Source organism: Enterococcus sp. DIV1639a, from assembly GCF_050530445.1.
Taxonomy (GTDB): Bacteria; Bacillota; Bacilli; order Lactobacillales; family Enterococcaceae; genus Enterococcus_B; species Enterococcus_B hirae.
Window position 1 is genome coordinate 1193916 of sequence record NZ_CP172886.1, and the last position, 25565, is coordinate 1219480.

Here is a 25565-nt window from a genome sequence, read left to right on the forward strand (position 1 = left end):
TATATAAAATGAATCAAGTCAGATACGTTAGAAAGAAAGGTCGGGAATGATGAGTAAAAGAGAAGAAGGGGTTTATGTTGACCCTCATACAAAAGATGTCAGGTGCCATTCTCAATGGGACGATATTAGAAAAATCATCAACAAGAATCAAATGAACTATTTCAATCATCTATCAAAACTCTTTGAAAAAAAGCCGTTAATTTATTTTGAAATTGAAAAAAAAATGATGGATAAACAGAATATTAAAGGTATCTCTTTATTGGTTTTGTTAAAAAGGGAAGGAAAAGGTCTGGCATCCAGCGAATTATTTTATCCACCATTGAAAAATATTCGAGAGATTATGATAAAAGGATTAATGAAGGAATGTAGACAACAGGCATTCATTCAATTGAATGAAAAATACCAACAAAATGGGCATAGAATTGTTGAAATCACAGACCCATACTTTATATCATCTGACAATAAAGAAGAAAAACGTGATCTAGTGGGGATAAGAGAACATCTGAAGAAGGAGTTCGCAAAATATCCTAAAGAAGAACAAAGTGTAAAAATAGAGGAGAATCGAGATAATCGCTTTTAGCTCTTTGTCCAGCCGGATAAGGTTAGCTAATACATATCAAAATTAGGTTTTTTACAACTAATGTTGGTAAAGAGAAATCTTAGAATAAAAAGGACAGAAAGAAGAAAAATTCCTTTTTGTCCTTTTTATTAGCTATAGATTGTTAGGTCTAGTGTATTTAAGGTATCTTTGATAAGTTGAGTATAAGACAGTTTGAATCCTTTTATGACTTGGTTAATCAAATTCATTCTAAATGGTTTCGAGGTGTCTTTTCTTATTTTTACCTTTTTTTTTGAAAAATAAAAAATCAATTGGATGGACACATTTCGATATCAATTATTTGATCGTCTAGCGGAAGTAGTTATTTACTAACTTAATGTTTAATTACTTTAAAGGAGAGTGACTCTATGAAAAATGAAACGATTGTAATCCCTCAAGAGGGCTGTCATGTAGGTGATGAGAATGAGGAAATAAAAGGTTCGAATAATTTAAACGAGGCAAATGAAGATCATCGTTTGCTTCACCAAGACTCGGGCAATTTATTCAACCCTATATTAAAGGATAAACTTCCGATAGCTCAAACAGTGGAAGTGTCAGACAATACAGTTCACACAAAAAGAAAACAAATGTTTGATGAGCAGGAATCAGTTAATCTTCAAGGATGGGACGAATTATATAATCCGCTGTTAAATGGCAATTATACGATAGAGCAAGCAGTGAAAGTGTTAGGTGAGATATATGAACCAAAAAGAATACGAATATCTGATGAGGCGAAATCAAATGAACATCAAGAACAATCTGATCCTCATAATCGAAATATAAGTGACTTTACAGAAAAGGAAATACAAGATAAGCGTACGAAAAGTTCCAAAAACATCCCAGTGGCTCAGGCAATCAAACAAATTGATAAGCAGCCTATTTCTCAAACGGCGCACTCTCTTGAGCTTGCTCTACCAAAAAAAGTCAATAAAACATATCCTAAAGTGGATTACGTTCAACTATATCAATCCATTCAATCAGTTATCACAAGAGAGACATTTTGTGACATATTGGAATTATCAATTGATACATTTCAAAAGTTGCTTGAATATGAAGAGGTTGTCCCCGATCAGTCAGCCAATAGTGAATCAGAACATATAGATAAAAAAGAGAAGTTAACTCATAAAATAATATCGACTATCGAAGAGTTGAGGAGTAGGGAAAAAACTGAGGAGAATCTGAATTGTACTAATAAGGTTAAGGAAGCTTGTGTACTCTTATGGAGAAGTGAACGATTAACACAGAAAGAATTGTGTGACAAATTGAACATTTCTGATGGGAATTTAAGAAGATGGAATTATAGATACGATCAGGCGCTTGGAAATAAAAACACAATAACAACTCTCGAAGATTTAAAAAATAGGGAGCTAGGGCCAGGGAATTTGTCTTGTCCAGCTGAAGTTAAAGCAGCGTGCGTTCGTTTACTTAAGAATAAAGAAATGACTAAAAAGCAAATATGTGAATATTATCGTTTGGTTCCGAAAACGTTGCATAATTGGAATAAAAATTATGATCTATTACTAAAAGAAATAGAAAGAAAATCACACGGACTTCAAACTTTTTCAACGAGTGTTGGAAATGCTAAAATTACGGCTACAGAAAGTAATATAAGGATAGAACATAAACAAGATACGAGTCCAAATTTAATTTTTGGCGGAAGGACGTAATAAAATTCTAACAGGATAATCATTAGTAAAATCGAATAAACCTTAGAAAAAAATAAAACAAACAAAAAATTATTCAGAAAAAGACCAAGAATTTGATTTTGATCGAACATTTTTTTCTAAAAAGAAGAAAAAGTGAATTATTTGTTAGAACATTCGATGTTAAAATAGAGAAACAATAAATGTATTAAAAAGGAATTGATTATGGAAAATAAGTGAAATGCCTGAGAGTGGATGTATAGACGTTTGTACATAAGTGGTAGTGTTTCTGATAATTGAATAAAATGATCTGAGCAAGTGCTGTTGAACAGAATCTTACAAAAACAGTAAACTTATTTATTAACGGAACATACTAAAGATACAGCAGCCAAAATAATGAATGGAGATTTATTGCCAATAATAATGACTTGAATTTATTCGTTAGAAAAAGATTCAATAAAAATGAATCAAGTCAAATATAATAAAAAGAAAGGTCGGAAATGATGAGTCAAAGAGAAGAAGGCACTCAGGTACCTCCTAATATAGACGATATCAATCGTCTTCCACAACGGAACGATATTATGAAAATTATCAAAAAGAATCAAATGAACTATTTCAACCATCTATCAGATCTCTTTGAAAAAAATCCGTTAGCGTATTTTGAAATTGAAAAGACCATTATGGATAAATACGAAATTAAAGGTATTTCTTTATTGCTTTTGTTAAAGCGAGAAGGAAAAGGGCTTGCTTTCAGCGAATTATTTTATCCGCCATTGAAAAATATTCGAGATTTTATGATCGCAAGATTAATGAAGGAATGTAGACAACAGGCGTTCATTCAATTGAATGAGAAGTACCATCAAAATGGGCATAAAAATGCTGAAATTACTGGTCAATATATTAGTCAAACACTTTGTGATAAAGAAGAAAAACATGATTTAATGGCAATAAGAGAACGTTTGCAGAAGGGTTTCGTAGCATCTCATACAGAAGAACAACGTGTAAAAACAGAAGAGAAATCGAGATAATTATAGCTCTTAGTTCTTTATCAAATCTAATAAGATTTCTAATAAACATCAAAATTAGTAACTTCAACTAGTTTTGATGTTTTTTGCTTCACATTAAAGTATGTTCTTTCATCATTTCTTGTAGTAACTAGGAAAAAGTAGCGTTTTCTCAATCATAGTTAGTTGGTATCTCTTTGTGGTAACAATAAGCTGAAATTCATGGGGAAAGTAAATGATCCACGACTTCATTTGCTGTTGAATAGTGCTATAAAAAATTCCGCATAATAACCTACAACACTCCATTATACTAAAAATTTTTCATATACAGTGTTGTAATATGAACATAATTTTCAAAAAAAAAAATAAAAGGGTCCTCCTTGTAATCGATTTCATGATAAGCTTTTTTTATAAAAAAGTTAATGAACTTATCTAGCTTAATTGGCAATAATTTTAGACTACGGTGATAGAATATGAAAATTGGAGAAAAAAGAGAAAATATCAAAACAATTTGCACACGCACTTATCTAGTTTGAATGATAAGATCTCGGTTACAACACAGAAAATTCAAATCAATCAGATGAGCGATGCTCTACAAACCACAAATAAAAAATGATATAAAAGTAAAAAGTATTGAGAGGGACGTTAGAGAGTTATGTAAAAAAAGAAATGGGGTAAAAAGATGAAGTTTACTCAAATACAAAAAATTCATGTAAATCCAAATGTTGGCAATGTGAATCGACATAATGACTATCGAACAATCCAACGTATATTTGAGAAAAGTGCATACAATTATTATGTTCATTTAACAGATTTATTTGAGAGAGAACCATTGAGGTATGCTGAAATTGAAAATATTATATATGAAAAATATAAAATCGAAGGTCCTTCTTTATTAGATGCGCTAAAAAGAGAAGGAAAAGGGTTCCAACGCAGTGAATTATTATGTGCAAATGAAGGTTTTAGAAAAAGTGTCATCAGTGCGTTGTTTATAGAATGCCAAAAAGAATCTAGAATGGAAATTATTGCCAATTATTATAAAAATGGGAATGATATTGTAGAAACGACATTCCCTGATTTTAGTCGTCTAATAGGCGAAAATAATCGCAGAGAAAAAGAAGCATTCGAACAAAGAGAAAAAAAAAGAATAGAAGTAAAGCGATTGAACGCGATACATAAAGGTTTATCTCATAATAAGAAAATAAATGTAATTGATACTCGGAGCATCTCTCAGTCTATACTTAATGTAGAACTAAATAGATAGCAATTATTAATATTTTGTAGGAGGTAGTCAACAGATGAATAAAGAAGATAATAAACTAACAAAATCTTTTTTACTTAGGCCAGACAAAGATCTTCAAACTTTTGCACATTCAAATAAGATTAGTACCAAAAGTATGAAACAAATATTAGAAGAAAAGCTAAAATTTCCATGGGAAAAATTAAACGATTATTTACCAGAGCTATTAGAAAAATCAAGCTATCATTGTATCGTTGAAAAAATTTTGAGTGAACATTCAGAGTTTGGTAAAGTTGTTCCTCTCAGTGAAGAGGCCAATAGGGAAATAAGCATTATTATGAATAAAATAGGAATTTCTGAACAATCTCAGTTCAGTGAAATTTTACCCAAAGCAATTTTAGAAAATCCAATAAGTTTGGAGAGTTTTTCTGAAAATTTAGAAAAATATGTTTCTTCGTCTGAATTTACGATGTATATTAATGCAGCAGAGATTCCAAGTACTATATCATCAGAAGAGATACTTAGCGATAATATAATAAATTTTGAACTAAACAAAACGATTCAAAAATACAATGAACTAGCTGTTAATGGAGGAAATATCATTACTAAACGAGATGTTAAAAGCACCTTACTTCATTATTTAAGTAGAAAGGATAATGAATCATATAGGCCTAAGGTCGATACAGAAGTACTTATTGAAGTTGTTGTCAAAGCATTGCCACATTGTCATTATATTAAAAATTCGTCTTTATCCTCTCAAAATTGGTTCTATAAGATTTTTTTAGAAAATGAAGGGAATTCTAAATTTGCTGAGCTACAGAAGGGGATGTTTAAATTAATTTCAAAAGATGAAACATACACTGCCACTAAAATAAATGAACAATATCGGATAAATCATAGTTTTGCTAATGAAGCGTCTATGAGCTCGTTAAACATACCTGAACATGAAGGACGTTAGTTTCATATGAAATCCCTTAGGAAAAGTAAAAATGTTAGATCTTTTTCTCTTATCTTAATAAATAAACCTACGTCACCGACAGAATTTATTTTCTCTATTTTGTTAGTGACGGTTCTTTGTATGAACGTGTGAATTTTTATAGACTATTACTTATTTTTCTTAGCTAGCGATATAAAATAGTTATTCAACTATAAATTAATTATGTAAACTAGAAAATCAAAACTATTTGGTTATGTACTTATTCTTATGATACACTGATTTTGACTATAGGAAATAGGAGAATGAAGTATGCAAGATTATCAATACCCGCTTGATTTAGACTGGACCACCGAGGAAATGGTCATTGTGATGAAGATGTGGGAGGATTTAGAGTTAGCGAATGAAAAGGGCATCGATAATGCTCGGTTTCTAAAATCATACCAACAATTCAAAACGGTTATTCCATCTATTGGAGAAGAAAAAAAATTAGGAAAAGAATTTGAAAAAGTATCAGGTTATTCATTGTATCGAACAGTTCAAGCAGCAAAAAAGAATCAGAAAAAAATCCTAAAAATGAATGGGTGAGAACATGAATAAACAAGAACTGATCCATCAGATCAAAATTTGGCTTAAAGAAGCAGCTGAGAAAATCCGTAGGGTACAAATCAAGACGTTGAAGGTTGATCAAAAAACCAATCGAAAAGATCTGGTTACCAATATGGATCGTGAAGTCCAAGCTTTTTTGATTGAAAAGATTCAGGCGTATAATCCAGAAGCAAAGATTCTCGCAGAAGAAGAAGGTTACAGTGAGTTAGAAAGCTTTGAAGGGCAAGTATTTGTTATTGATCCAATTGATGGAACCATGAACTTCGTACTTGAACAAGAGAATTTTTGTATTATGTTAGGCGTTTATCAAGATGGTGTTGGACAACTTGGTTTTATTTATGACGTGATGAAAGAAGCGCTGTATTGGGGTGGAAAAGATTTAGGTGTTTATATGAATGACCATCCGTTAACTAAGCCAGAAGACCTTCGTTTAAAAGATGGACTTATTGGTTTGAACGGTTATCTTTTTAGTCATAATCGGTGGAATGTCCGAACAATTGGTGAACAAAGTATGGGTGTTCGTATTTATGGATGTGCAGGACTAGAAATGATTGCACTTTTAAAAGGGAAACATATTGGTTATATTGCAAATTTGAGCCCGTGGGACTATGGCGCAGGGAATGTTTTACTCGCTGAATTTGGAATGAAATATAGCGGTATCTCAGGAGAAAAGCTAAAATTTCGAGGAAGAGAATATTATATTGCGGCTACACCTCAAGCCTATGATGAAATTCGGGCACTTATTGTTGCGGCTGATTCGCTAAATAAGTAAAAAAAACCGCATAATTAAGAAAAATATGGCTAAAATATTAATTTTCTCGAAAAAATGAAAACATTTTACTATATTTCATGAAAAAAGTTTGCTATAATAAACAGTCGAGTAAAATTGCACTGTCATAAAGAACCGAGAAGGAGTTAGTTACATTGAACTATAGAAATGATATCCGTAACGTAGCGATCATCGCCCACGTTGACCACGGAAAAACCACATTGGTTGATGAATTATTGAAACAATCAGATACATTAGACGCACACACACAATTACAAGAACGTGCGATGGATTCAAATGCTTTAGAAAAAGAACGTGGAATCACGATTTTAGCAAAAAATACCGCAGTTGATTATAAAGGGATTCGTGTCAATATCATGGATACACCTGGGCATGCGGACTTTGGTGGCGAGGTTGAACGAATCATGAAAATGGTTGACGGCGTTGTCTTAGTAGTTGATGCTTATGAAGGAACGATGCCACAAACTCGTTTTGTTTTGAAAAAAGCGCTAGAACAACATATTACACCGATCGTAGTTGTGAATAAAATTGATAAACCTTCTGCACGACCTGAGTTTGTTGTTGATGAAGTATTAGAATTATTTATTGAACTAGGTGCAGATGATGATCAATTAGATTTCCCAGTTATCTATGCTTCAGCATTAAACGGAACATCTAGCTTGTCTGATGATCCAGCTGATCAAGAACCAACAATGGCACCGATCTTTGATACAATCGTTGAAAAAATCCCTGCGCCAGTAGACAATAGCGATGAACCATTACAATTCCAAGTATCATTGCTTGATTATAACGACTATGTTGGACGTATCGGGATTGGTCGTGTCTTCCGTGGAACGATCAAAGTAGGGGACCAAGTTGCCTTACTAAAATTAGACGGTTCAGTTAAAAAATTCCGTGTAACTAAATTATTTGGTTTCTTCGGCTTGAAACGTTTAGAAATTGACGAAGCAAAAGCTGGAGATCTAATTGCCGTATCAGGAATGGAAGATATTTTCGTTGGGGAAACAGTGACACCTGTGGACCACCAAGATGCTCTGCCAATTCTACACATTGACGAACCAACACTGCAAATGACTTTCTTAGTGAATAATTCACCATTTGCTGGCCGTGAAGGAAAATATGTCACTGCTCGTAAAATTGAAGAACGCCTGATGGCTGAGTTGCAAACGGATGTTTCATTGCGTGTTGAACCAACAAATTCTCCAGATGCTTGGACAGTTTCTGGTCGTGGAGAACTTCATTTGTCAATCTTGATCGAAAACATGCGTCGTGAAGGTTATGAACTACAAGTATCTCGTCCTGAAGTTATCGAAAAAGAAATTGATGGCGTGAAATGTGAACCTTTTGAACGTGTTCAAATCGACACACCTGAAGAATATATGGGTAGCGTTATCGAATCATTAAGCTTACGTAAAGGTGAAATGCAAGACATGATCCATACTGGTAATGGTCAAATCCGTTTGACATTTTTAACACCAGCTCGTGGCTTGATCGGTTATTCAACTGAATTTCTTTCAATGACTCGCGGCTACGGCATCATGAACCACACATTTGATCAATACCTACCAATGTTACCAGGTCAAATCGGTGGACGACACCAAGGTGCGTTAGTATCGATTGATACTGGAAAAGCAACAACTTATTCAATCATGAGTATCGAAGAACGTGGAACTGTTTTTGTTGAACCAGGTACAGAAGTTTATGAAGGTATGATCATTGGTGAAAATAGTCGTGACAATGACTTGACTGTTAACATCACGAAGGCAAAACAAATGACTAACGTTCGTTCTGCTACCAAGGACCAAACATCTGTTATCAAAAAACCAAAACAATTGACGTTAGAAGAATCGTTAGAATTCTTGAATGACGATGAATATTGTGAAGTAACACCGGAAAGTATCCGTTTAAGAAAACAAATCTTAAACAAAAATGCACGTGAAAAAGCTTCTAAAAAGAAAAAATAATCATTTGTTCACCTTGTTGATACAGTGATGTTTAGCTTTGAGAAATAAACCGAAGAAGTCCAAAAATAGGAGTAACTATTTTCGGGCATCTTCGGTTTATTTTTGTTCAGATGACTGGTAAATCAGCATTAATGTAGATGAAAAGAAAAATACTGTCGGCAAATTTTGCTTCTCAATTTTTTAGAACGTATTCAATTGTTTGAAATTAAAAGGAGAGAATTGTTTTTCCTTTTTCTAAAATTTTTATCTGTGGAGAAGTTAATAAAAACTATAAGAAAAATTCAATAAGTACGCTAAAAGTTTATTAAAAGTCTTTTTAAAATCTTTGATTACCTTGTTTTTTGTTTCACGAAAAGCGAAAGTTTCACAAAAAGCATGTTGTACTTGATTGCTTGGAGAAGTAAAATATAATTGACGTATTATAGTTATAGAGGGGCGATAGAAGGGTCAATAATAAAAGGTTGCTCTAGGCTTTTTATAAATAAAAAACAACTAAACCGTGGACGAGCGGCAGTTTTTTGACATAAAGCTGAGTTTCGTAAAACATGGGGAGCTGTTTCGAGATTATCATCCTTAATGCTCCTGCGATTACTCGGCGCAGTTTTTACTTGGTGAGCGCTCAGGTCAAAGCGCTCTTTTCACAACCTCTTATTCACGGTGTTCAAGCATCAGCTTCTTTAAATAAGCCTGAATTTTTCAAAACATGAGAAGCTGTTTTAAAAAATTCTTTCTTATTGTCATCGGAGCTTCCCGATGCTTTCACAACCTCTTATTCACGGTGTTCAAGAAGCAACTCCTCAGCAATAAGCGATGATTTTCTAAAATATGAGAAGCTATTTTAAAAAATCCTCTCTTATTCGCTCGGAGCTGATCGCTTCTTTCACAACCTCTTAAATCAACTAAAAAGTAGGGATAAAATGAATGATATATTAAAACAATACTTTGGTTATGAAGTATTTCGCCCTGGACAAAAAGAAATTATCCAAAAGGTCCTTGATCATGAAGACGTCCTAGGGATCATGCCTACAGGAAGTGGGAAGTCCATTTGTTATCAATTGCCAGCATTGATGCTGGATGGCTTGACTGTAGTCATTTCTCCTTTGATCTCTCTGATGAAAGATCAAGTAGATGCTGCCAATCAGTTAGGCATTTCAGCGACATTTATCAATAGTTCATTGGATAGTTATGAGACTGCTTCTCGGTTTCGATTACTCGAACAGCAACAAATCCAATTATTATATGTTGCGCCAGAACGGTTTATCATGCCAGATTTTATCCAATCAATGAAACGTTGGCACGTGCAACTGATAGCGATTGATGAAGCGCATTGTATCTCACAATGGGGACATGATTTTCGTCCAAGCTATCTTCATATGGCAGAAACATTAAACACGTTTAATCAACGACCGATCATTGTGGCATTGACTGCTACTGCAACAAAGCAAGTAGCAGAAGATATTAAAAGACTTTTAAAGATACCAATGGATAATCATATTCAAACGGGTTTTGCACGAGAAAATCTACGTTTACAAGTAGTAAAAGATCAAAAAAAAGAGCAGTACTTAATTGAGTATCTGCGTATCAATAAAAAGCAATCAGGGATCATTTATGCCGCTACCCGCAAAGAAGTTGATCGAATCTATCATTTGTTAAAGAAATTTGATTTCAGTGTTGGCAGATATCATGGTGGGATGAGTGAAAGCCAACGAACAGAAATCCAAGAAGACTTTTTATATGACCGTACAGAATTATTAGTTGCAACGAATGCTTTTGGCATGGGGATCAATAAGAGTAACATCCGCTTCGTCATTCATTATCAGATTCCTGGTTCTTTAGAAGCTTACTATCAGGAGGCGGGAAGAGCAGGTCGTGATGGGCTCTTAAGTGAGGCTGTCTTGTTGTTTGCTCCCCAAGATATCCAGGTCCAAAAATTTTTTATCCAACAATCCCAACGAGAAGAGTCACAAAAACAAAAAGAATACGAAAAATTAAAAGCAATGACGGAATACGTCTACATCGAATCCTGTCTGCAACAATATATTCTTACTTATTTTGGCGAAAAAAGTATCCCATGTGGAAGATGTGGTAACTGTTTAGATGAACGTGAACTAGTCGATGTAACGACTGAAACACAGATGGTGTTGTCTTGCTTGAAACGCATGGGTGAAAATTATGGGAAACAATTGTTGATGAAGGTATTAGCTGGTTCGAAAGAACAAAAAGTCAAGATGCTAGGTTTTCAAGCGTTATCAACTTACGGCTTATTAAAAAAATGGGCACAAAAAGATATTCTTCAGTTGATCGAGTATCTTATTTCTGGTGGTTATCTGTATTCAATGAACGGTGAATACCCCACGTTGAAAGTAACGGAACTAGGAATCGAAGTGTTAAAAGGGAAACAAAAAGTATTTAAAAAAGAAGCTGAAAAAGTCCAACAACTTTCTGATGAAGAAGCTGACACCTTATTTGAAACGCTAAGAGAGTTACGAACTGACTTAGCTTCTGAAGCAGGCGTGCCGCCTTATGTGGTTTTTTCAGATGCGACTTTAAAAGAAATGAGTCGACAACGTCCAAAAGATCGACTTTCTTTATTGCAGATAAAAGGGGTAGGACAAAGCAAGTTAGACAAATACGGGGACGCTTTTTTAGCACTGATACTTTCTAGTTAAGTAGTGTATCGTTTGTAAAATTAGTACATCTATTGTTTTTGCTCATGATAGGCTAGCAAATAGTAAAAAAAGAAGAAAATCCCTGAGCGAAAACTGGGATTTTTCCCCGTTAGAATTTTAAGTATGTTATAATAAATAAACTTAGAATGGGGGTAGGCTTAGATGGATTCTCTATCAAATGAATTTGCAGTTCAAGTGCTTAAAGATGAATCAGAACGAATCAAACGCTTGATCAAAAATCAAAAAAATAGCCTGTGTATCTCACAATGTAAGGCATTTGAAGAAGTAGTAGATACGCAAATGTATGGCTTCTCACAACAAGTCGGATTTGCCGTTCGTGTAGGCATCATCGATAAAACGGAAGGTCAATTGTTGCTGAGTGAGCTAGAGCGTGAACTGAACCGATTATATAGTGAGGTTTACCAAGAAAATTACGATAAAAAAGAAATTGGCAAGGAGGAGTAAACTTGCCTAAGAAAGTAAAAAAAAGGCATTTATTAAACTATAGTATTTTGATTCCTTACTTGATTCTATGTATTTTAGGTTTAATCATGGTCTATAGTTCATCATCTTATTTATTGCTAGAAAATGGAAGCAGTCCTTCCGCCTCTTTTTTTAACCAAAGTTTGTTTTGGGGCGTTAGCTTAGTAGCTATTGGACTTTTATATAAAATGAAAACATCCGTATTAAAAAATCAACGACTGATTATGGCAGCTATTGCTGTACTGACGATCTTGCTATTGATCGTTTTATTCTTCGGGAAAGAGATCAATGGAGCGAAAGGATGGCTTCAAATCGCTGGATTCTCTCTCCAGCCAGCTGAATACTTAAAGATCATTGTGATTTGGTACTTAGCATTAACGTTATCTAAAAGACAAAGAAGCGTTCAAAAAGATTTTGTTTCTACTGTTAAAAGACCGTTACTGTTAGTGTTGGCACTAACAGCGCTAGTTGCTATTTTACCCGATTTTGGTAATGCAACTGTCATTTTTTTAATTATCTTAGTCTTACTTTTGGCTAGTGGTATCAACTACGTTTATACGTTGATCGTTGGGGTCGGTGGGGTTGGCTTGAGTGCTTTAGCAATCTGGTTGATCAATATCACCCACGGGAAAATATTTCCCGGACGTTTACAATATATCTATAACCGATTTGCCATTTATCAAAATCCTTTTTCTGACGAGTTGAACAAAGGTCATCAATTAGCTAATGGTTATTATGCGATGTTCAATGGAGGGCTTTTTGGTCGAGGTCTTGGAAATAGTATCCAGAAAAAAGGTTTTTTAAATGAAGCGCAGACGGACTTTATTTATGCCATTGTGGTAGAAGAGTTAGGCGTGATCATGGGGATCTTGATTCTTGCTTTACTGTTTTTCATGATTGTTCGGATCTTTTTGGTGGGGATTCGCTCAAAAGATCCATTTAATTCTCTATTATGTATTGGGATTGGTGCCATGTTCATGATCCAAATATTTATCAATTTGGGAGGGATAACAGGCGTTATTCCGTTAACTGGGATCACTTTCCCATTTTTGAGTCAGGGAGGATCTAGTTTATTGATGTTATCCATTTGTGTTGGCTTCGTCTTGAATATCAGTGCAGATGAAAAACGAAAAAGTTTAGGTTTATACTAAAAAGATGTAGGAGTGGTTTGATGGAAAAAGTTTTAGTTGCTAACAGAGGAGAAATTGCTGTACGAGTGTTTCGAGCATGTACAGAATTAGGAATTAAAACTGTAGGTATCTACGCAAAAGAAGATGAGTATTCCGTGCACCGGTTTAAAGCAGATGAAGCATATCTAGTTGGCGAAGGGAAAAAACCGATTGATGCTTACTTAGATATTGAAGGGATTATTGCCATTGCGAAAGCCTGTGGAGCGGATGCGATCCATCCAGGCTATGGGTTGTTATCTGAAAATCTAAGTTTTGCAAAACGATGCAAGGAAGAAGGCATCACTTTTGTAGGACCAGACTTACATCATTTGGATATCTTTGGTGACAAGATCAAAGCAAAAGCAGCAGCTATCGCAGCTGGAATTGATTCGATTCCTGGGACTGATGGACCGATTGAAAAGGTCGAAGATGCTTTGTCTTTTGCTGAAACGTACGGTTATCCGATTATGATTAAAGCCGCTCTAGGTGGTGGGGGACGAGGAATGCGTGTCGCCCATGATGAAAAAAGCGCTCGAGAAGGCTATGATCGCGCGAAAAGTGAAGCAAAAGCGGCTTTTGGCAGCGATGAAGTGTATGTTGAAAAATATATTGCAAATCCTAAACACATCGAAGTCCAAATTTTGGGCGATAAACATGGAAATGTGATCCATTTATTTGAAAGAGACTGCTCTGTACAAAGACGTCACCAAAAGGTAGTAGAGGTAGCCCCTTGTGTCTCCATGTCGACTGAACAACGTGAACGCATCTGTCAAGCAGCCGTTCAATTAATGAAACACGTTGGTTATGTCAATGCTGGGACGGTTGAATTTTTAGTTGAAGGAAATGACTTTTATTTTATCGAAGTCAACCCTCGAGTCCAAGTGGAACATACGATTACAGAGATGATTACCGATGTGGACATCGTGACTACTCAATTATTGATTGCCCAAGGGAAAGATTTACACAGTGAAATTGGTCTGCCGCAACAAGCAGATATCAAACTAAATGGTTCTGCGATTCAATGTCGGATCACTACAGAAGACCCGTTGAATCATTTTCTTCCTGATACAGGGAAAATCGATACTTACCGTTCACCTGGTGGTTTCGGAGTGCGTTTAGATGTCGGTAATGCTTATGCAGGATATGTGGTTACCCCATACTTTGATTCACTTTTAGTCAAAGTTTGTACGCATGCGGCAGATTTTGATACGGCAATCCAAAAAATGGAACGTTGCTTAAAAGAATTTCGGATTCGTGGAGTCAAAACCAATATCCCATTTATGTTGAATGTGATTTCCCATCCTGAATTTCAATCGGGAAACGCTAAAACGACATTTATCGATAATACAAAAGAATTGTTTGAGTTCCCTCGTTTACGCGACCGTGGAAATAAAACAATGAAATACATCGGTGAAATTACCGTGAATGGCTTCCCGGGAATCAAAAATGGTGAAAAACCATTTTATGAATCTCCTCGGGTACCGAAAGATTTGATTAAACGCCCAGATTATCTGACAGCAAAAAATGTTTTAGATTCTGATGGTTCGGATGCGTTAGTCCAATGGATCAAATCGCAAGAAAACTTGTTATTGACTGATACGACATTTAGAGATGCTCATCAAAGCTTATTAGCAACTCGTGTTCGTACGAAAGACTTTAAAGAGATTGCTCAATTGACCGGTGAAGGATTACCTGAACTATTCTCAAGTGAGATGTGGGGAGGAGCAACCTTTGACGTCGCTTATCGCTTCTTGAATGAAGATCCTTGGCAAAGATTAAGAAAGATCCGAGCATTGATGCCAAATACGCTGTTACAAATGTTGTTCAGAGGTTCAAATGCAGTCGGTTATTCCAATTATCCGGATAACGTCTTAGTAGAATTTGTGAAAGAAGCAGCGGCTCAAGGAATTGATGTGTTTCGAATCTTTGACAGTTTGAACTGGGTACCGCAAATGGAAAAAAGTATCCAAGCGGTTCGAGACACAGGTAAGATTGCAGAAGCTGCGATCTGCTATACCGGAGATATCAATGATCCTAGTCGTGCAAAATATAATGTCCAATATTACAAGGACATGGCGAAAGAACTAGAACAACTTGGGGCGCATATCATTGCGATCAAAGATATGGCTGGCTTGCTGAAACCACAAGCTGCTTATCGCTTGATTAGTGAATTAAAAGAGACTACTGATTTGCCAATCCACCTTCATACACATGATACGAGTGGAAATGGAATCATTACCTATTCTGCAGCTTCAAAGGCTGGAGTAGATATCGTTGATGTGGCGATGAGTGCGATGAGTGGGAATACAAGTCAACCAAGTATGAGCAGTTTGTATTATGCTTTGGTCAACGGTCCACGGTTGCCAGAGATCAATATTCAAAATGCACAACAATTGAATCATTACTGGGAAGATGTCCGTATGTATTACAAACCATTTGAGAACGGTTTGAATGCACCAGAAACAGAAGTATATATGCATGAAATGCCTGGTGGACAATACTCTAATCTCCAACAACAAGCCAAAGCAGTTGGTTTAGGAAATAAATGGGATGACATCAAACAGATGTACCATACAGTGAACCTGATGTTTGGTGATATCGTGAAAGTTACCCCTTCATCAAAAGTTGTAGGAGACATGGCCTTGTTCATGGTTCAAAATGATTTAACGGAGGAAGATATCTATGAAAAAGGTGAAACAATGAGTTTCCCTGAATCTGTCATTACTTTCTTCCAAGGAGAGCTAGGACAACCGGTTGGAGGATTCCCGGAAAAATTACAAAAGATCATCCTTAAAGGACGAGAAGCGATTACTGAACGTCCTGGAGCTTTAGCTAAACCAGTTGATTTCCAACAAGTCAAAGCAGAATTAGCTGAAAAAATCGGCTATGAACCTAAACAAGAAGAAGTACTGAGCTACTTGATGTATCCGCAAGTCTTTTTAGATTATCAAGCGGCCTATAATCAATTTGGTGATGTGACATTACTTGATACACCAACATTCTTCCAAGGGATTCGCTTAGGAGAAACGGTGAATGTTCAAATTGAAAAAGGCAAGATTTTGATTATTCGCTTGGATGAAATCGGTGAACCAGATATTGAAGGAAATCGTGTCTTATTCTTTAATTTGAATGGGCAACGTCGTGAAATCACAGTGAACGACCATTCGATCATCAGTACTGTACAAACACGTGTGAAAGCTGAACCAACAAATCGTGAACATATCGGTGCAACGATGTCTGGTTCTGTATTAGATGTATTAGTCAAAAAAGGCGATCATGTCAAAAAAGGCGATACATTGATGATCACGGAAGCAATGAAAATGGAAACGGCAATTGAAGCTCGTTTTGATGGTGAAATTGCGCATGTCTATGTAACAGATGGCGATGCGATCGCTTCTGGTGATTTATTGATTGAAGTAACTGAAAAATAAAGGTGGGAAAAAGATGAAACGGCTAGGGTTATTTGGTGCGATATTGTTATCAGTGATCATTGCATTTTACATGCAGCCGGTGTTGTTTCCTCCTAAACTTGAAGTAAAAAAAAACTCAGAGCAAATCACTCAAAATCAAATGACTACGTGGAAATACCAGAAGTTGGAAACATCTGGCTTTTCCACGTATGTTGGTCAATCAGTTGATGAATTAGAGCAACGTTTTGGTGATCCCTATGAACGCTTGACGAGTGGGTTTGGTTTTGAAACAAGATATTACCATGATCAAATCAATCACTTATCCTTTGAAGCGAATATCACAAAAGATAAAGTTTCCACGATTAAAGTATTAAATACGGACAACTCAACGATTGCTCCTTTTTACTTAGGGATGACAATGCAAGATCTAACTGAGATCACCACGATCTATACGAATTTTAATTTTCAATACAATGGAACAGATGTCGGGATCGAATTGATGGAAGAAGATATGAATTATCGACCGTTGATTGCGTTTGATAATGATACGTTTGCTATTTTATTCTTCGACCAAAGTAGTAATGGACTGTTTTCGATCGTTTATTTGGATAAAGCTAGTTTGTTGAAACTTCATCCCTATCAAGTATTTGGTTCAGACTTACCGCAATATAAAATAGACGATCAAGTAGATTGGGCTGAAATCAATCAAGCAAAAGAAGGTCATAGTGTTCGGTTGTTGAATCAGTTAAGGCAATTGGATCGCTTACCACTTTATAAGCAGACGACCGGTTTTTCTACTCAAACGAAATTGCTTTTAAGTGATTATCTTAATAGACCAGAAGATATTTTGACGAAAGAACGATTAGCAGAATGGCAACAAATAGCGGGTAGTACAAACGCAACTGCTAAGTTTTCATTGACTACTGATGAAATTGATTCGTTAGTCGCAAAAAGAAAGCTTCCCCAATCGACCGGTGTCTTTACACATCCAGTGATTGATCCAACGTTTACATTTTTATTTTTGTATAGTGATCCGTACTATCACGACCGCTTTTTAGTTAACACTTCCGATCTATTAGGAATTGCTTTTTCAAAAGAAAATATGTTAGTCTTAATGCAAGAAGAAGGTAAGGAGAGTACCGATAGCAGTGATAATCAATGAGGAATTATTTGCCTTAGAAGATCAATGTCAGAGCTTATCCGATTGTATCAAAAAAAGCGAGACGATGAAAAAATATTTAAAAGCTAAAAAAGTGATGGAACAATCAGCGGATGTCAATTTATTGATTAATGATTTCTCAATAAAAAAAGAACAGTTTGAAAAAGTTGTTCCTTATCAAAAATATGCACCAGAATTTCGAGAGAAGCAAAGAGCTGTTCGGTTAGCCAAACGTCAACTTGATTTGCATGAAAAAGTAGCGGATTTTCGTTGTATGGAAACACAATTGCAAGATCTATTGGATAAAATTAGCCAGCAGTTAGCAGAAACGGTATCGTTGACGATTAAAATTGATGCGGGAAATCCTTTTTTTGAACAAAAGGGGCGTAGTGGATGTGGAGGTAACTGTCATGAATGATGAAAAAAATGAATTTCAACTAACGAAACGACGTGGGTTGATTGTCTGGGTATACAGTTTGAAACAATTAAAAAATTTGAAGAAATTTGGATTGCTTCATTACGTTTCACGTAAAATGAAATATGTCGTATTGTATTTGAATGAAGACACATTTGAGCAAACTGCAGAACGAATCAACAAACTTCATTTTGTTCGCAAAGTTGAACGCTCTTATCGTCCAGACGTCGAAATGAACTTTGCTGATAAGATTGGTACGAAGCAACCAGTCAAAGAAGAAGGTTTTGAGATTGAGGAGATCAACACTAAGATTCGTTTAGCAGACCATGTCTTTTAAACCTGTTTTGTGTAAATCATTCATCTCTTAAATAAAAAAGATAAAAATAACTTGAGAAAGCATGAAATTAATGGCGATCCAAGTTTTTTTATCTTTTTTTTTGGTATACTAGTAACAGCACGATTTTTAAAAGGAGTGAGTCAATGCGAGTAATATCAGGAACATATGGTGGACGACGCTTAAAGAGTTTAGCAGGGGCTAATACACGTCCCACCACAGATAAAGTGAAAGAATCGATCTTCAATATGATCGGTCCTTACTTCGACGGAGAAACAGTCTTAGACCTATTTTCTGGTAGTGGCGGGTTAGCTATCGAAGCAGTTTCTCGTGGCTGTGGGCATGCCTTTTGTGTAGACAAAAATTACCAAGCGCTAAAAATAATCCAAGAAAACATTAAAGTAACGAAAGAGCCAGAAAAATTCACCACGTTAAAACTTGATGCGGACAAAGCCATCGAAAAGCTGGCAAATGATCAGCAAAAATTTGATTATTTATTTCTTGACCCACCATATGCCAAACAAAAAATTCTTGACCAAATAATCAAAATGACGGAGCTGGACCTTTTTAATGATTCGGCAGTTATTGTATGTGAAACTGATAAAACAGTGGAATTACCAGAAAAGATTGCTGATTTTACGCAAATCAGAAAACAAACGTATGGTATTTCAACTGTGACTATCTACAGAAAAGAGGAAGACCTATGAAAAAAGCCTTGTTTCCAGGCAGCTTTGATCCGTTCACGAATGGGCATTTAGATATGGTCGAACGAGCAGCAAAAATGTTTGATGAGGTCATCATTGGGGTATTTGTGAATACGTCAAAAAAACATCTATTTACCGTTGATGAAAAAGTTACATTGATTACTCAAGCTGTTCGTCATCTTCCGAATGTTAAAGTGTACCACCAGGAAAATCAATTAACAGTCGAGATTGCGAATGAATTAGCTGTTCAAACCATCATTCGTGGTATCCGTAGTGTAAAGGATTTTGAATATGAACGGGATATTGCTCAAATGAACCATCATTTAAATCAAGAAATCGAGACGGTCTTTTTATTGGCTAAACAAGAATATAGTCACGTTAGTTCTAGTTTATTAAAAGAAGTCTTACACTTTGGGGGAGATGTCAGTGACTATCTTCCATCAGTAATCAACGAAGCGTTAGCTGGAAAGCGTGAAAATGATGGACTTTAAAAGATGGTTAAAGACAATTCTTGTCATTTTTTTAGGGATATTTATTATTGGGTTCGTGGTAATTCCACTTCCTTTTTATGTGGAAGCACCAGGAGCAACCATCAATTTGAAAGAGCTGATTACCGTCAATGGGAAAAAGGACAAAGATTCAGGTTCCTTTTCATTAACTTCAGTGGGCATCCGTCGAGCAACTGGTTTTACAGCAGTCAAAGCCAAGCTAGCACCGTTTGAAGATTTGATTAGCGCTGAGGAGTTGACTGGCGGGGCGACTAGCGAAGAATACAATCAAATCCAACAATATTATATGGAGTCTTCCCAAAATGCAGCGATTGAGCAAGCACTAAAATTGGCAGGGCGCTCTTACCAGATGGAATTTAAAGGTGTCTATGTCATGAGTGTCGAGAAGAATTCCAATTTCTATGGAAAATTAGCAGTTGGTGATACAGTCACAAAAGTTGATGGACAAACCTTTAAAAGTGCAGAAGCATTTATGAAGTATGTCAAAAGTAAAAAAGTCGGCGATACGGTCACGATCACCTATCTCCGAGATGGCAAAGAAAACGAAACTTCAGGTAAATTGATCGAACTGCCAACGGATAATAAAGCAGGGATTGGGATTACTTTAACCGATCATACGAGTATCAAGTCGGATACAGATGTAATGATTAATTCAGGATCAATCGGAGGGCCGTCTGCTGGTTTGATGTTTACCCTGGAAATCTATGAACAATTGACCGGTAAAAATCTTCGTCAAGGGAAAGAAATTGCTGGTACTGGAACGATCAATAGCGACGGTGAAGTTGGGCGAATTGGTGGTATTGATAAAAAAGTGGCTAGTGCAGACAAAGCTGGCGTTGAAATATTCTTTGCACCGGATGATCCAATCTCAGATGAAATCAAGAAGAAACATCCAGAAATCAAAACCAATTACGAAGAAGCCAAAGCTGCTGCGAAAGAATTGAACTCTTCAATGAAAATTGTACCAGTGAAAACCGTCCAAGATGCCCTTGATTATTTAGAAAAGATGAACTAAAGATTCATTATAAATCGTTTTGTTTCAACAACATTTTTTTATCATTGTTCATGAAACGTCTTTGAACGAATAAATAGACAGACAAAATTTCCTTTAAGATTGATGTTTTCAATGACTCAGCCTTAACGGAAAGCTTGTCTGTCTCTTTTTTATAGAGAAACTAAAATGAATAGAAACTAGCCATGAGGGGATCTATGTGTATGAGGTAAGCTTTTTATATTCGTTGGATCAGTAAAGGTAAAGTTATTTTTAACTGCGTCAGTTGATAAAGAGTTTAAACTTATAATGGAAAAATTTTCGGTGAAATGAAAAAATAGGAAATAAAGTGAAGATGTATGATATAATCGAAGGACAGAAAAATGAATACAGTTAGATGATCAGATCGTTCTAAGTCAGTGTTTTTTTACTGATTCCCTAGTAAAAACTACGTTGGCACACAGCTTTTGATTTTTACATTTATCCGATTCATTGGGTATTCTGAAAATAGAGGAAAGAGCTGGAGAATTTTATTCTTGAAATCTATTTAAAACCAACTACCACTTTTATTTTGTGATCAAGTCCTGTTTGTTTTTCTAAATTTACTTGGAGAGGATTAATGATGAGAAAAAAAGCGATTGTAATTATAATGATTCAATTAGTGATTTATGTTAGCTCAATCATAGGTGCGTTTATGAATAGAGGAGTTATTACAAATTGGCCTTTTTTACTTTTGTTATTCGGAATATGTATCGGTAATTTTGTGCCAATCGAGTATCGGACTAGTTTCAATTCTACTGATCCTGGGATTATTCTAAAAAATCATACAAGACGCTTAGAAAACATTATTTACATGATCGTTACATGTCTCGTAATCGTACTAGTTACCTATCTGGATATGGTATAACGACTAGTTTAGACAATGGAATATTTTGTCCGTAAAAAAATATCTTATAAAATCTATGTAAACTAGCTCACGATTGTTCATGAGGAGAAGCGAGTCTTTGACTTATTTAGGAGATTTGAACACTGGGAAAGTTGATATAATCGAGGCGTTGCGTTTTAGTATAGTGAGAATAATTGTACATAGCCTCTAGAGAGACAGTGGCAAAGATATCGTATTTAGGATTGCTTAGGTAAGTCGGGTACATGCTCAAAAAAATCAAGGAAGAGCTTCGCTAAGAGTGTGAACTTGAAACTATTTTTCAAAAACGGATAGAAAAATAGATAAACATCAAAGTTAGTAAAAGTGATTTTGATGGTTTTTGCTAGGTAATGAAAAGAGGAATATAGACCCTATGTCAACGCCTATTCCTGAAATGTTTAAAGGTATGAAAGATTCATTCTTCATAAAATAATTGTCCCAAAAGTAGGTTTATTTTCATGTAGAAAAATGGTTTGACGTATTTAATCATGAAGAGAAAAAACTTCTTCATAATTTAATGAAAGGAAGCCAATCGGAAAATAGTCACAATGAGCGAAGAATGGAAGAACAAACGAAAGCGTTTCTATACTACCAACTTTTCTTCACCAAAATTTGTGATTGGAGGGATCTTTGGTGTCATAGGAGTCATCATCCTTGGTGGAATGATGGTTCATTTTTTCAGTCAATCAAGTAAAAAGGATCAACTATTTTTGACAAACCAATCGATTGAGGCTCCGGAAAAGAACAGTTCTGAAACGAAGCCAATTGATGAAACGGTGAGTACATCGACTAGGTCAGTGATTTATGTCGATGTGAAAGGAGCGGTAAAACAACCTGGAATGTACGCTTTTGTGGCAGAAGATCGGGTCTTTGATGTCATTCAAAAAGCAGGTGGGCTGACGGAATCAGCTGACGAGAAACAGATCAACTTTGCAGCAAAAATAACGGATCAACAAATGCTGTACGTTCCTGAAGTAGGCGAAGAAATTCCAGAAAGCTCAAATGCTAGTCTAGCGACGGTAGATTCAGCGGACACAAACCCAGATCGAGTGCATCTTAATACCGCTGATCTTTCGCAATTGCAACAAATACCGGGGATCGGTGAAAAAAAAGCCCGAGAAATTATTCAGTATAGACAAGATAATGGATCGTTCAAAAGTATTGACGAGCTTCAAGAAATAGACGGAATTGGTCAGAAGACAGTTGAAAAAATCAAAAACTTCGTTACAATTACTATAGAATAAACGATAGAGGTGGCTAAAATGAGCAATGAACGGATTCCTTGGGACCAATATTTTATGGCTCAAGCAGTATTATTATCATTGAGAAGTACTTGTACACGATTAGAAGTCGGCGCAACTTTAGTAAGAGAAAAACGGATCATTGCTGGAGGCTACAATGGCGCTGTTAGTGGGGATGTTCATTGCATTGATGAAGGCTGTTATATCGTCGATGGTCATTGCTTGCGAACGATCCATGCGGAAATGAATGCTTTATTACAATGTGCAAAACTAGGCATACCTACGGAGGGCGCAGAGATTTACGTGACTCATTTCCCTTGTTTAGCTTGTACAAAAGCCTTATTACAAGCAGGAATCAAAAAAATCAACTATTTACATGATTATCGAAATGATCCGTATGCACAATCATTGATCGAACAATTAGGTGCAACTGTTCATCAAGTATCATTGGATTCTACTCACTTTTCTAAACTCCAAAAAGAATTATCAGGAGAACATGTTTAGTAGATTTTGTGATCAAACACAGAATCGATTCATTTTTCCAGCGATTTCTTCGATTTTTATTTGTTTGTTTTATTATACAGACAGATGGCATTATCGTTTGATTTTCGCTGGATTTTTTTTGTTTTTTTTACGGAAAGAAAATAAACAAATTATTGGTTTAAGTCTCATTTGTAGTACGCTGGTTTTATTTTCTTGCTGGCTTAAAGAAACAAAACCAATCGATGATCAAAGGACGTTTGAACGTATCATGGTCGCCTCAGACACAGTGAAAATGAATGGAGATTTAGTGACTTTTATTGGGCACACAACGGACAAGCAAAAGATTTCTTGCAGCTATTATGCCAAATCTGAACAAGAAAGAAATTCTTTTCTTGTTCTTAGACATGAAGCGATTGAATTAATTGTAGTCGGGGATTACCAAGAAACTTCCAAACAAAGGAATCCTTATGGGTTTGATCAAAAAAAGTATGACCAAATACATCGGATCAAAGGACGCTTTCAGATACGCCAGATCAAAGAACATTTGAATCGTAATGCTTGGCAGAATATGCTGAGCAGAACACGAGGAAGGTTTATTACGTTTATTCAAGAACACTTTAGTCACAAGGTGAGTGTCTATATGAATGCTTTGATCTTTGGCTATAAAGATAGTCAGTTTTTAGCATCAGAAGACACATATAAAGAAACTGGCTTACTTCATTTATTCAGTTTGTCAGGCATGCACATCCAAACTTACTTAGGTTGGCTCTATTATCTGTTTCGCAGAGGAGGGATGACATTAACTGCTAGTTATCTCCCACTAGTTGGGGGGACTTTGGGGTATTTTAGCTTATCTGGGGGCTCTGTGTCAGTGAAAAGAGCGGGGCTGTCATTCTTATTGAAATTAGGGCTAAAACTCCTCAATGTCAAATTTTCTTCTTTCGATCATTATTCGATTATTTTATGGATACTTTTGCTGATCGAGCCGCTTTGTCTTTTCCAAGTAGAGGGCCAGCTAAGTTTAGGAATGAGCTTCTTCTTTCTTTTGTTGTCTCACCCAACCACTAAGTTTCAAAAGTTCACTACTATCGTGTTATTTAGTATCGGCATCATGCCACTGACAGCTTGGCATTTTTATGAGTGGCCACTATTAGGGAGTATGTTGACTCTTCTTTTTGCTCCTGTTTTTAAGAAAGTATTTCTTCCTTGTTTGACGTTTTTATTTGTTTTTGGCAGGGTATTACCTCCAAGTGTTAGCGAGCTGCTTAATTCTTTTTTAGTCCATTTCGAGAGCTTACTAGATTCGTTGAGATTTGCCAATCTAGTGATTGGGCGACCGAATGGCTGGTTGTTAATATTTAGTTTAGGCTTTCTTTTATGGCTTATAGAGAAAAAACAACATAAACCTTGTCAATGCGTGACAGCTGCACTCCTTGTGCCCATTATTCTCATTTTTGGTCGTTTTCTTCAATTCGGAAGTAGTATCACTTTCAACGATGTGGGGCAAGGAGACAGTATTCTTTTCAAAGCGCCGTTTTTAAAAGAAATTGTTATGATTGATACTGGTGGGAAATTGGGTTTTCAAAAAGAAGCATGGCAAGAGCGAAGGGTTAGACCACCTGCAGAGTTTAATCTTGTGCCATTTTTAAAAGGAAATGGTATTCGGCGCATCAATAAACTGATATTGACGCATGACGATATCGATCATGTGGGAGAGATCACAACATTAGCAAAACATTTCAAGATCGATACGATTTATATTGGGTGGGGAGCTGGCAGGAGTGCTTGGCTTTATGCGCAGTTGCAGAAATTGGAAAAAGCAGGAACCACTATTTGTGAAGTCAGGCAGGGTGATTGGATCAAAGGTTATTTTGATTTTTTTGTGTTGTCTCCGATTACCCAGGGGAAGGGGGAGAATGAAGATTCAATTGGCTTGTCAGTGACTCATCAATCCTGTCGTTTTCTCTTTTTAGGTGATTTAGATCAGCATGCAGAAGAAAAGATCGGAAACGCTTATCCAGATTTAACAGCGGATGTGATCAAATTAGGACATCATGGCAGCCGCACATCTAGTCATCCACAGTTCATTTCGCAATTAGAACCAACCTATGGTGTTTTATCCTGTGGCGTGAATAATTTATTTGGTCATCCTCATGAAGACGTACTAGCGACGTTAAAGCAGAATAAAGTCACTCCTTTGCGTACCGACCGTCAAGGCGCAATTACTTTTAAATGGCATCCCTTTTGGTATCCAGAGGGGAAGATCCACACAATGATAGACTAGCAATTCC

General features: G+C 35.9%; 22 protein-coding genes. All 22 read left to right on the forward strand.

Annotated features, from left to right (window positions below; translation table 11 throughout):
* The first annotated feature begins 49 nt into the window (after positions 1–49).
* Entirely contained in the window at positions 50–580 is a 531-nt protein-coding gene (locus IGJ32_RS05415; RefSeq protein WP_128427800.1) for a hypothetical protein, read from the forward strand.
* 386 nt (positions 581–966) lie between these two features.
* Complete coding sequence (locus IGJ32_RS05420) at positions 967–2265, forward strand: hypothetical protein (RefSeq protein ID WP_342082106.1); 1299 nt, start codon at positions 967–969, stop codon at positions 2263–2265.
* Between the two features lie 479 nt (positions 2266–2744).
* Positions 2745–3269: a hypothetical protein gene (locus IGJ32_RS05425; RefSeq protein WP_373169395.1), complete on the forward strand. Its 525-nt coding sequence runs from the start codon at positions 2745–2747 to the stop codon at positions 3267–3269.
* A 658-nt stretch (positions 3270–3927) separates the two neighbouring features.
* Positions 3928–4509: a hypothetical protein gene (locus IGJ32_RS05430; RefSeq protein ID WP_081129095.1), complete on the forward strand. Its 582-nt coding sequence runs from the start codon at positions 3928–3930 to the stop codon at positions 4507–4509.
* A 34-nt stretch (positions 4510–4543) separates the two neighbouring features.
* Complete coding sequence (locus tag IGJ32_RS05435; protein ID WP_010719360.1) at positions 4544–5443, forward strand: hypothetical protein; 900 nt, start codon at positions 4544–4546, stop codon at positions 5441–5443.
* A gap of 288 nt (positions 5444–5731) precedes the next feature.
* Complete coding sequence (locus IGJ32_RS05440; protein WP_010719359.1) at positions 5732–6007, forward strand: UPF0223 family protein; 276 nt, start codon at positions 5732–5734, stop codon at positions 6005–6007.
* Between the two features lie 4 nt (positions 6008–6011).
* A complete protein-coding gene (locus IGJ32_RS05445; RefSeq protein WP_342082109.1) occupies positions 6012–6800 on the forward strand; it encodes an inositol monophosphatase family protein in 789 nt (262 codons plus the stop codon).
* Positions 6801–6952: 152 nt separating this feature from the next.
* Positions 6953–8782 (forward strand): translational GTPase TypA, encoded by a 1830-nt coding sequence (gene typA / locus IGJ32_RS05450; protein WP_010737451.1) that lies wholly within the window; start codon positions 6953–6955, stop codon positions 8780–8782.
* Between the two features lie 917 nt (positions 8783–9699).
* Positions 9700–11451 carry a DNA helicase RecQ gene (gene recQ / locus IGJ32_RS05455; RefSeq protein ID WP_081129092.1) on the forward strand — a complete coding sequence of 584 codons (1752 nt, stop codon included), beginning with the start codon at positions 9700–9702 and terminating at the stop codon, positions 11449–11451.
* Between the two features lie 162 nt (positions 11452–11613).
* On the forward strand, positions 11614–11916 hold the full coding sequence (locus IGJ32_RS05460; protein WP_010719354.1) for a DUF1507 family protein: 303 nt from the start codon (positions 11614–11616) through the stop codon (positions 11914–11916).
* Positions 11917–11918: 2 nt separating this feature from the next.
* Positions 11919–13085 carry an FtsW/RodA/SpoVE family cell cycle protein gene (locus IGJ32_RS05465; RefSeq protein WP_010719353.1) on the forward strand — a complete coding sequence of 389 codons (1167 nt, stop codon included), beginning with the start codon at positions 11919–11921 and terminating at the stop codon, positions 13083–13085.
* A gap of 20 nt (positions 13086–13105) precedes the next feature.
* Positions 13106–16534: a pyruvate carboxylase gene (locus IGJ32_RS05470; RefSeq protein WP_342082110.1), complete on the forward strand. Its 3429-nt coding sequence runs from the start codon at positions 13106–13108 to the stop codon at positions 16532–16534.
* A gap of 13 nt (positions 16535–16547) precedes the next feature.
* A complete protein-coding gene (locus IGJ32_RS05475; protein ID WP_063627027.1) occupies positions 16548–17675 on the forward strand; it encodes a CAP-associated domain-containing protein in 1128 nt (375 codons plus the stop codon).
* Positions 17662–18090, forward strand: coding sequence for a YlbF family regulator (locus tag IGJ32_RS05480; RefSeq protein WP_010737456.1), 429 nt, complete (start codon positions 17662–17664; stop codon positions 18088–18090). Before IGJ32_RS05475 ends, IGJ32_RS05480 begins: the two co-directional genes overlap by 14 nt.
* Entirely contained in the window at positions 18083–18424 is a 342-nt protein-coding gene (locus tag IGJ32_RS05485) for a YlbG family protein (protein WP_010719349.1), read from the forward strand. Before IGJ32_RS05480 ends, IGJ32_RS05485 begins: the two co-directional genes overlap by 8 nt.
* A gap of 122 nt (positions 18425–18546) precedes the next feature.
* The gene (gene rsmD, locus IGJ32_RS05490) at positions 18547–19128 is read left to right on the forward strand and encodes a 16S rRNA (guanine(966)-N(2))-methyltransferase RsmD (protein WP_223603477.1); all 582 of its coding nucleotides are present in this window, start codon (positions 18547–18549) and stop codon (positions 19126–19128) included.
* Positions 19125–19616, forward strand: a complete 492-nt coding sequence (coaD, locus tag IGJ32_RS05495) for a pantetheine-phosphate adenylyltransferase (protein WP_034700679.1) — start codon at positions 19125–19127, stop codon at positions 19614–19616. The genes rsmD and coaD overlap by 4 nt, the downstream gene beginning before the upstream one ends.
* Positions 19606–20649: a SepM family pheromone-processing serine protease gene (locus tag IGJ32_RS05500; RefSeq protein ID WP_025480486.1), complete on the forward strand. Its 1044-nt coding sequence runs from the start codon at positions 19606–19608 to the stop codon at positions 20647–20649. The genes coaD and IGJ32_RS05500 overlap by 11 nt, the downstream gene beginning before the upstream one ends.
* A gap of 670 nt (positions 20650–21319) precedes the next feature.
* Positions 21320–21532, forward strand: a complete 213-nt coding sequence (locus IGJ32_RS05505) for a hypothetical protein (RefSeq protein ID WP_232622365.1) — start codon at positions 21320–21322, stop codon at positions 21530–21532.
* Positions 21533–22098: 566 nt separating this feature from the next.
* A complete protein-coding gene (locus tag IGJ32_RS05510) occupies positions 22099–22794 on the forward strand; it encodes a helix-hairpin-helix domain-containing protein (protein ID WP_178306007.1) in 696 nt (231 codons plus the stop codon).
* An 18-nt stretch (positions 22795–22812) separates the two neighbouring features.
* A complete protein-coding gene (locus tag IGJ32_RS05515) occupies positions 22813–23295 on the forward strand; it encodes a ComE operon protein 2 (protein ID WP_010719343.1) in 483 nt (160 codons plus the stop codon).
* Positions 23288–25558: a DNA internalization-related competence protein ComEC/Rec2 gene (locus tag IGJ32_RS05520; RefSeq protein ID WP_342082111.1), complete on the forward strand. Its 2271-nt coding sequence runs from the start codon at positions 23288–23290 to the stop codon at positions 25556–25558. Before IGJ32_RS05515 ends, IGJ32_RS05520 begins: the two co-directional genes overlap by 8 nt.
* Positions 25559–25565: the final 7 nt, after the last annotated feature.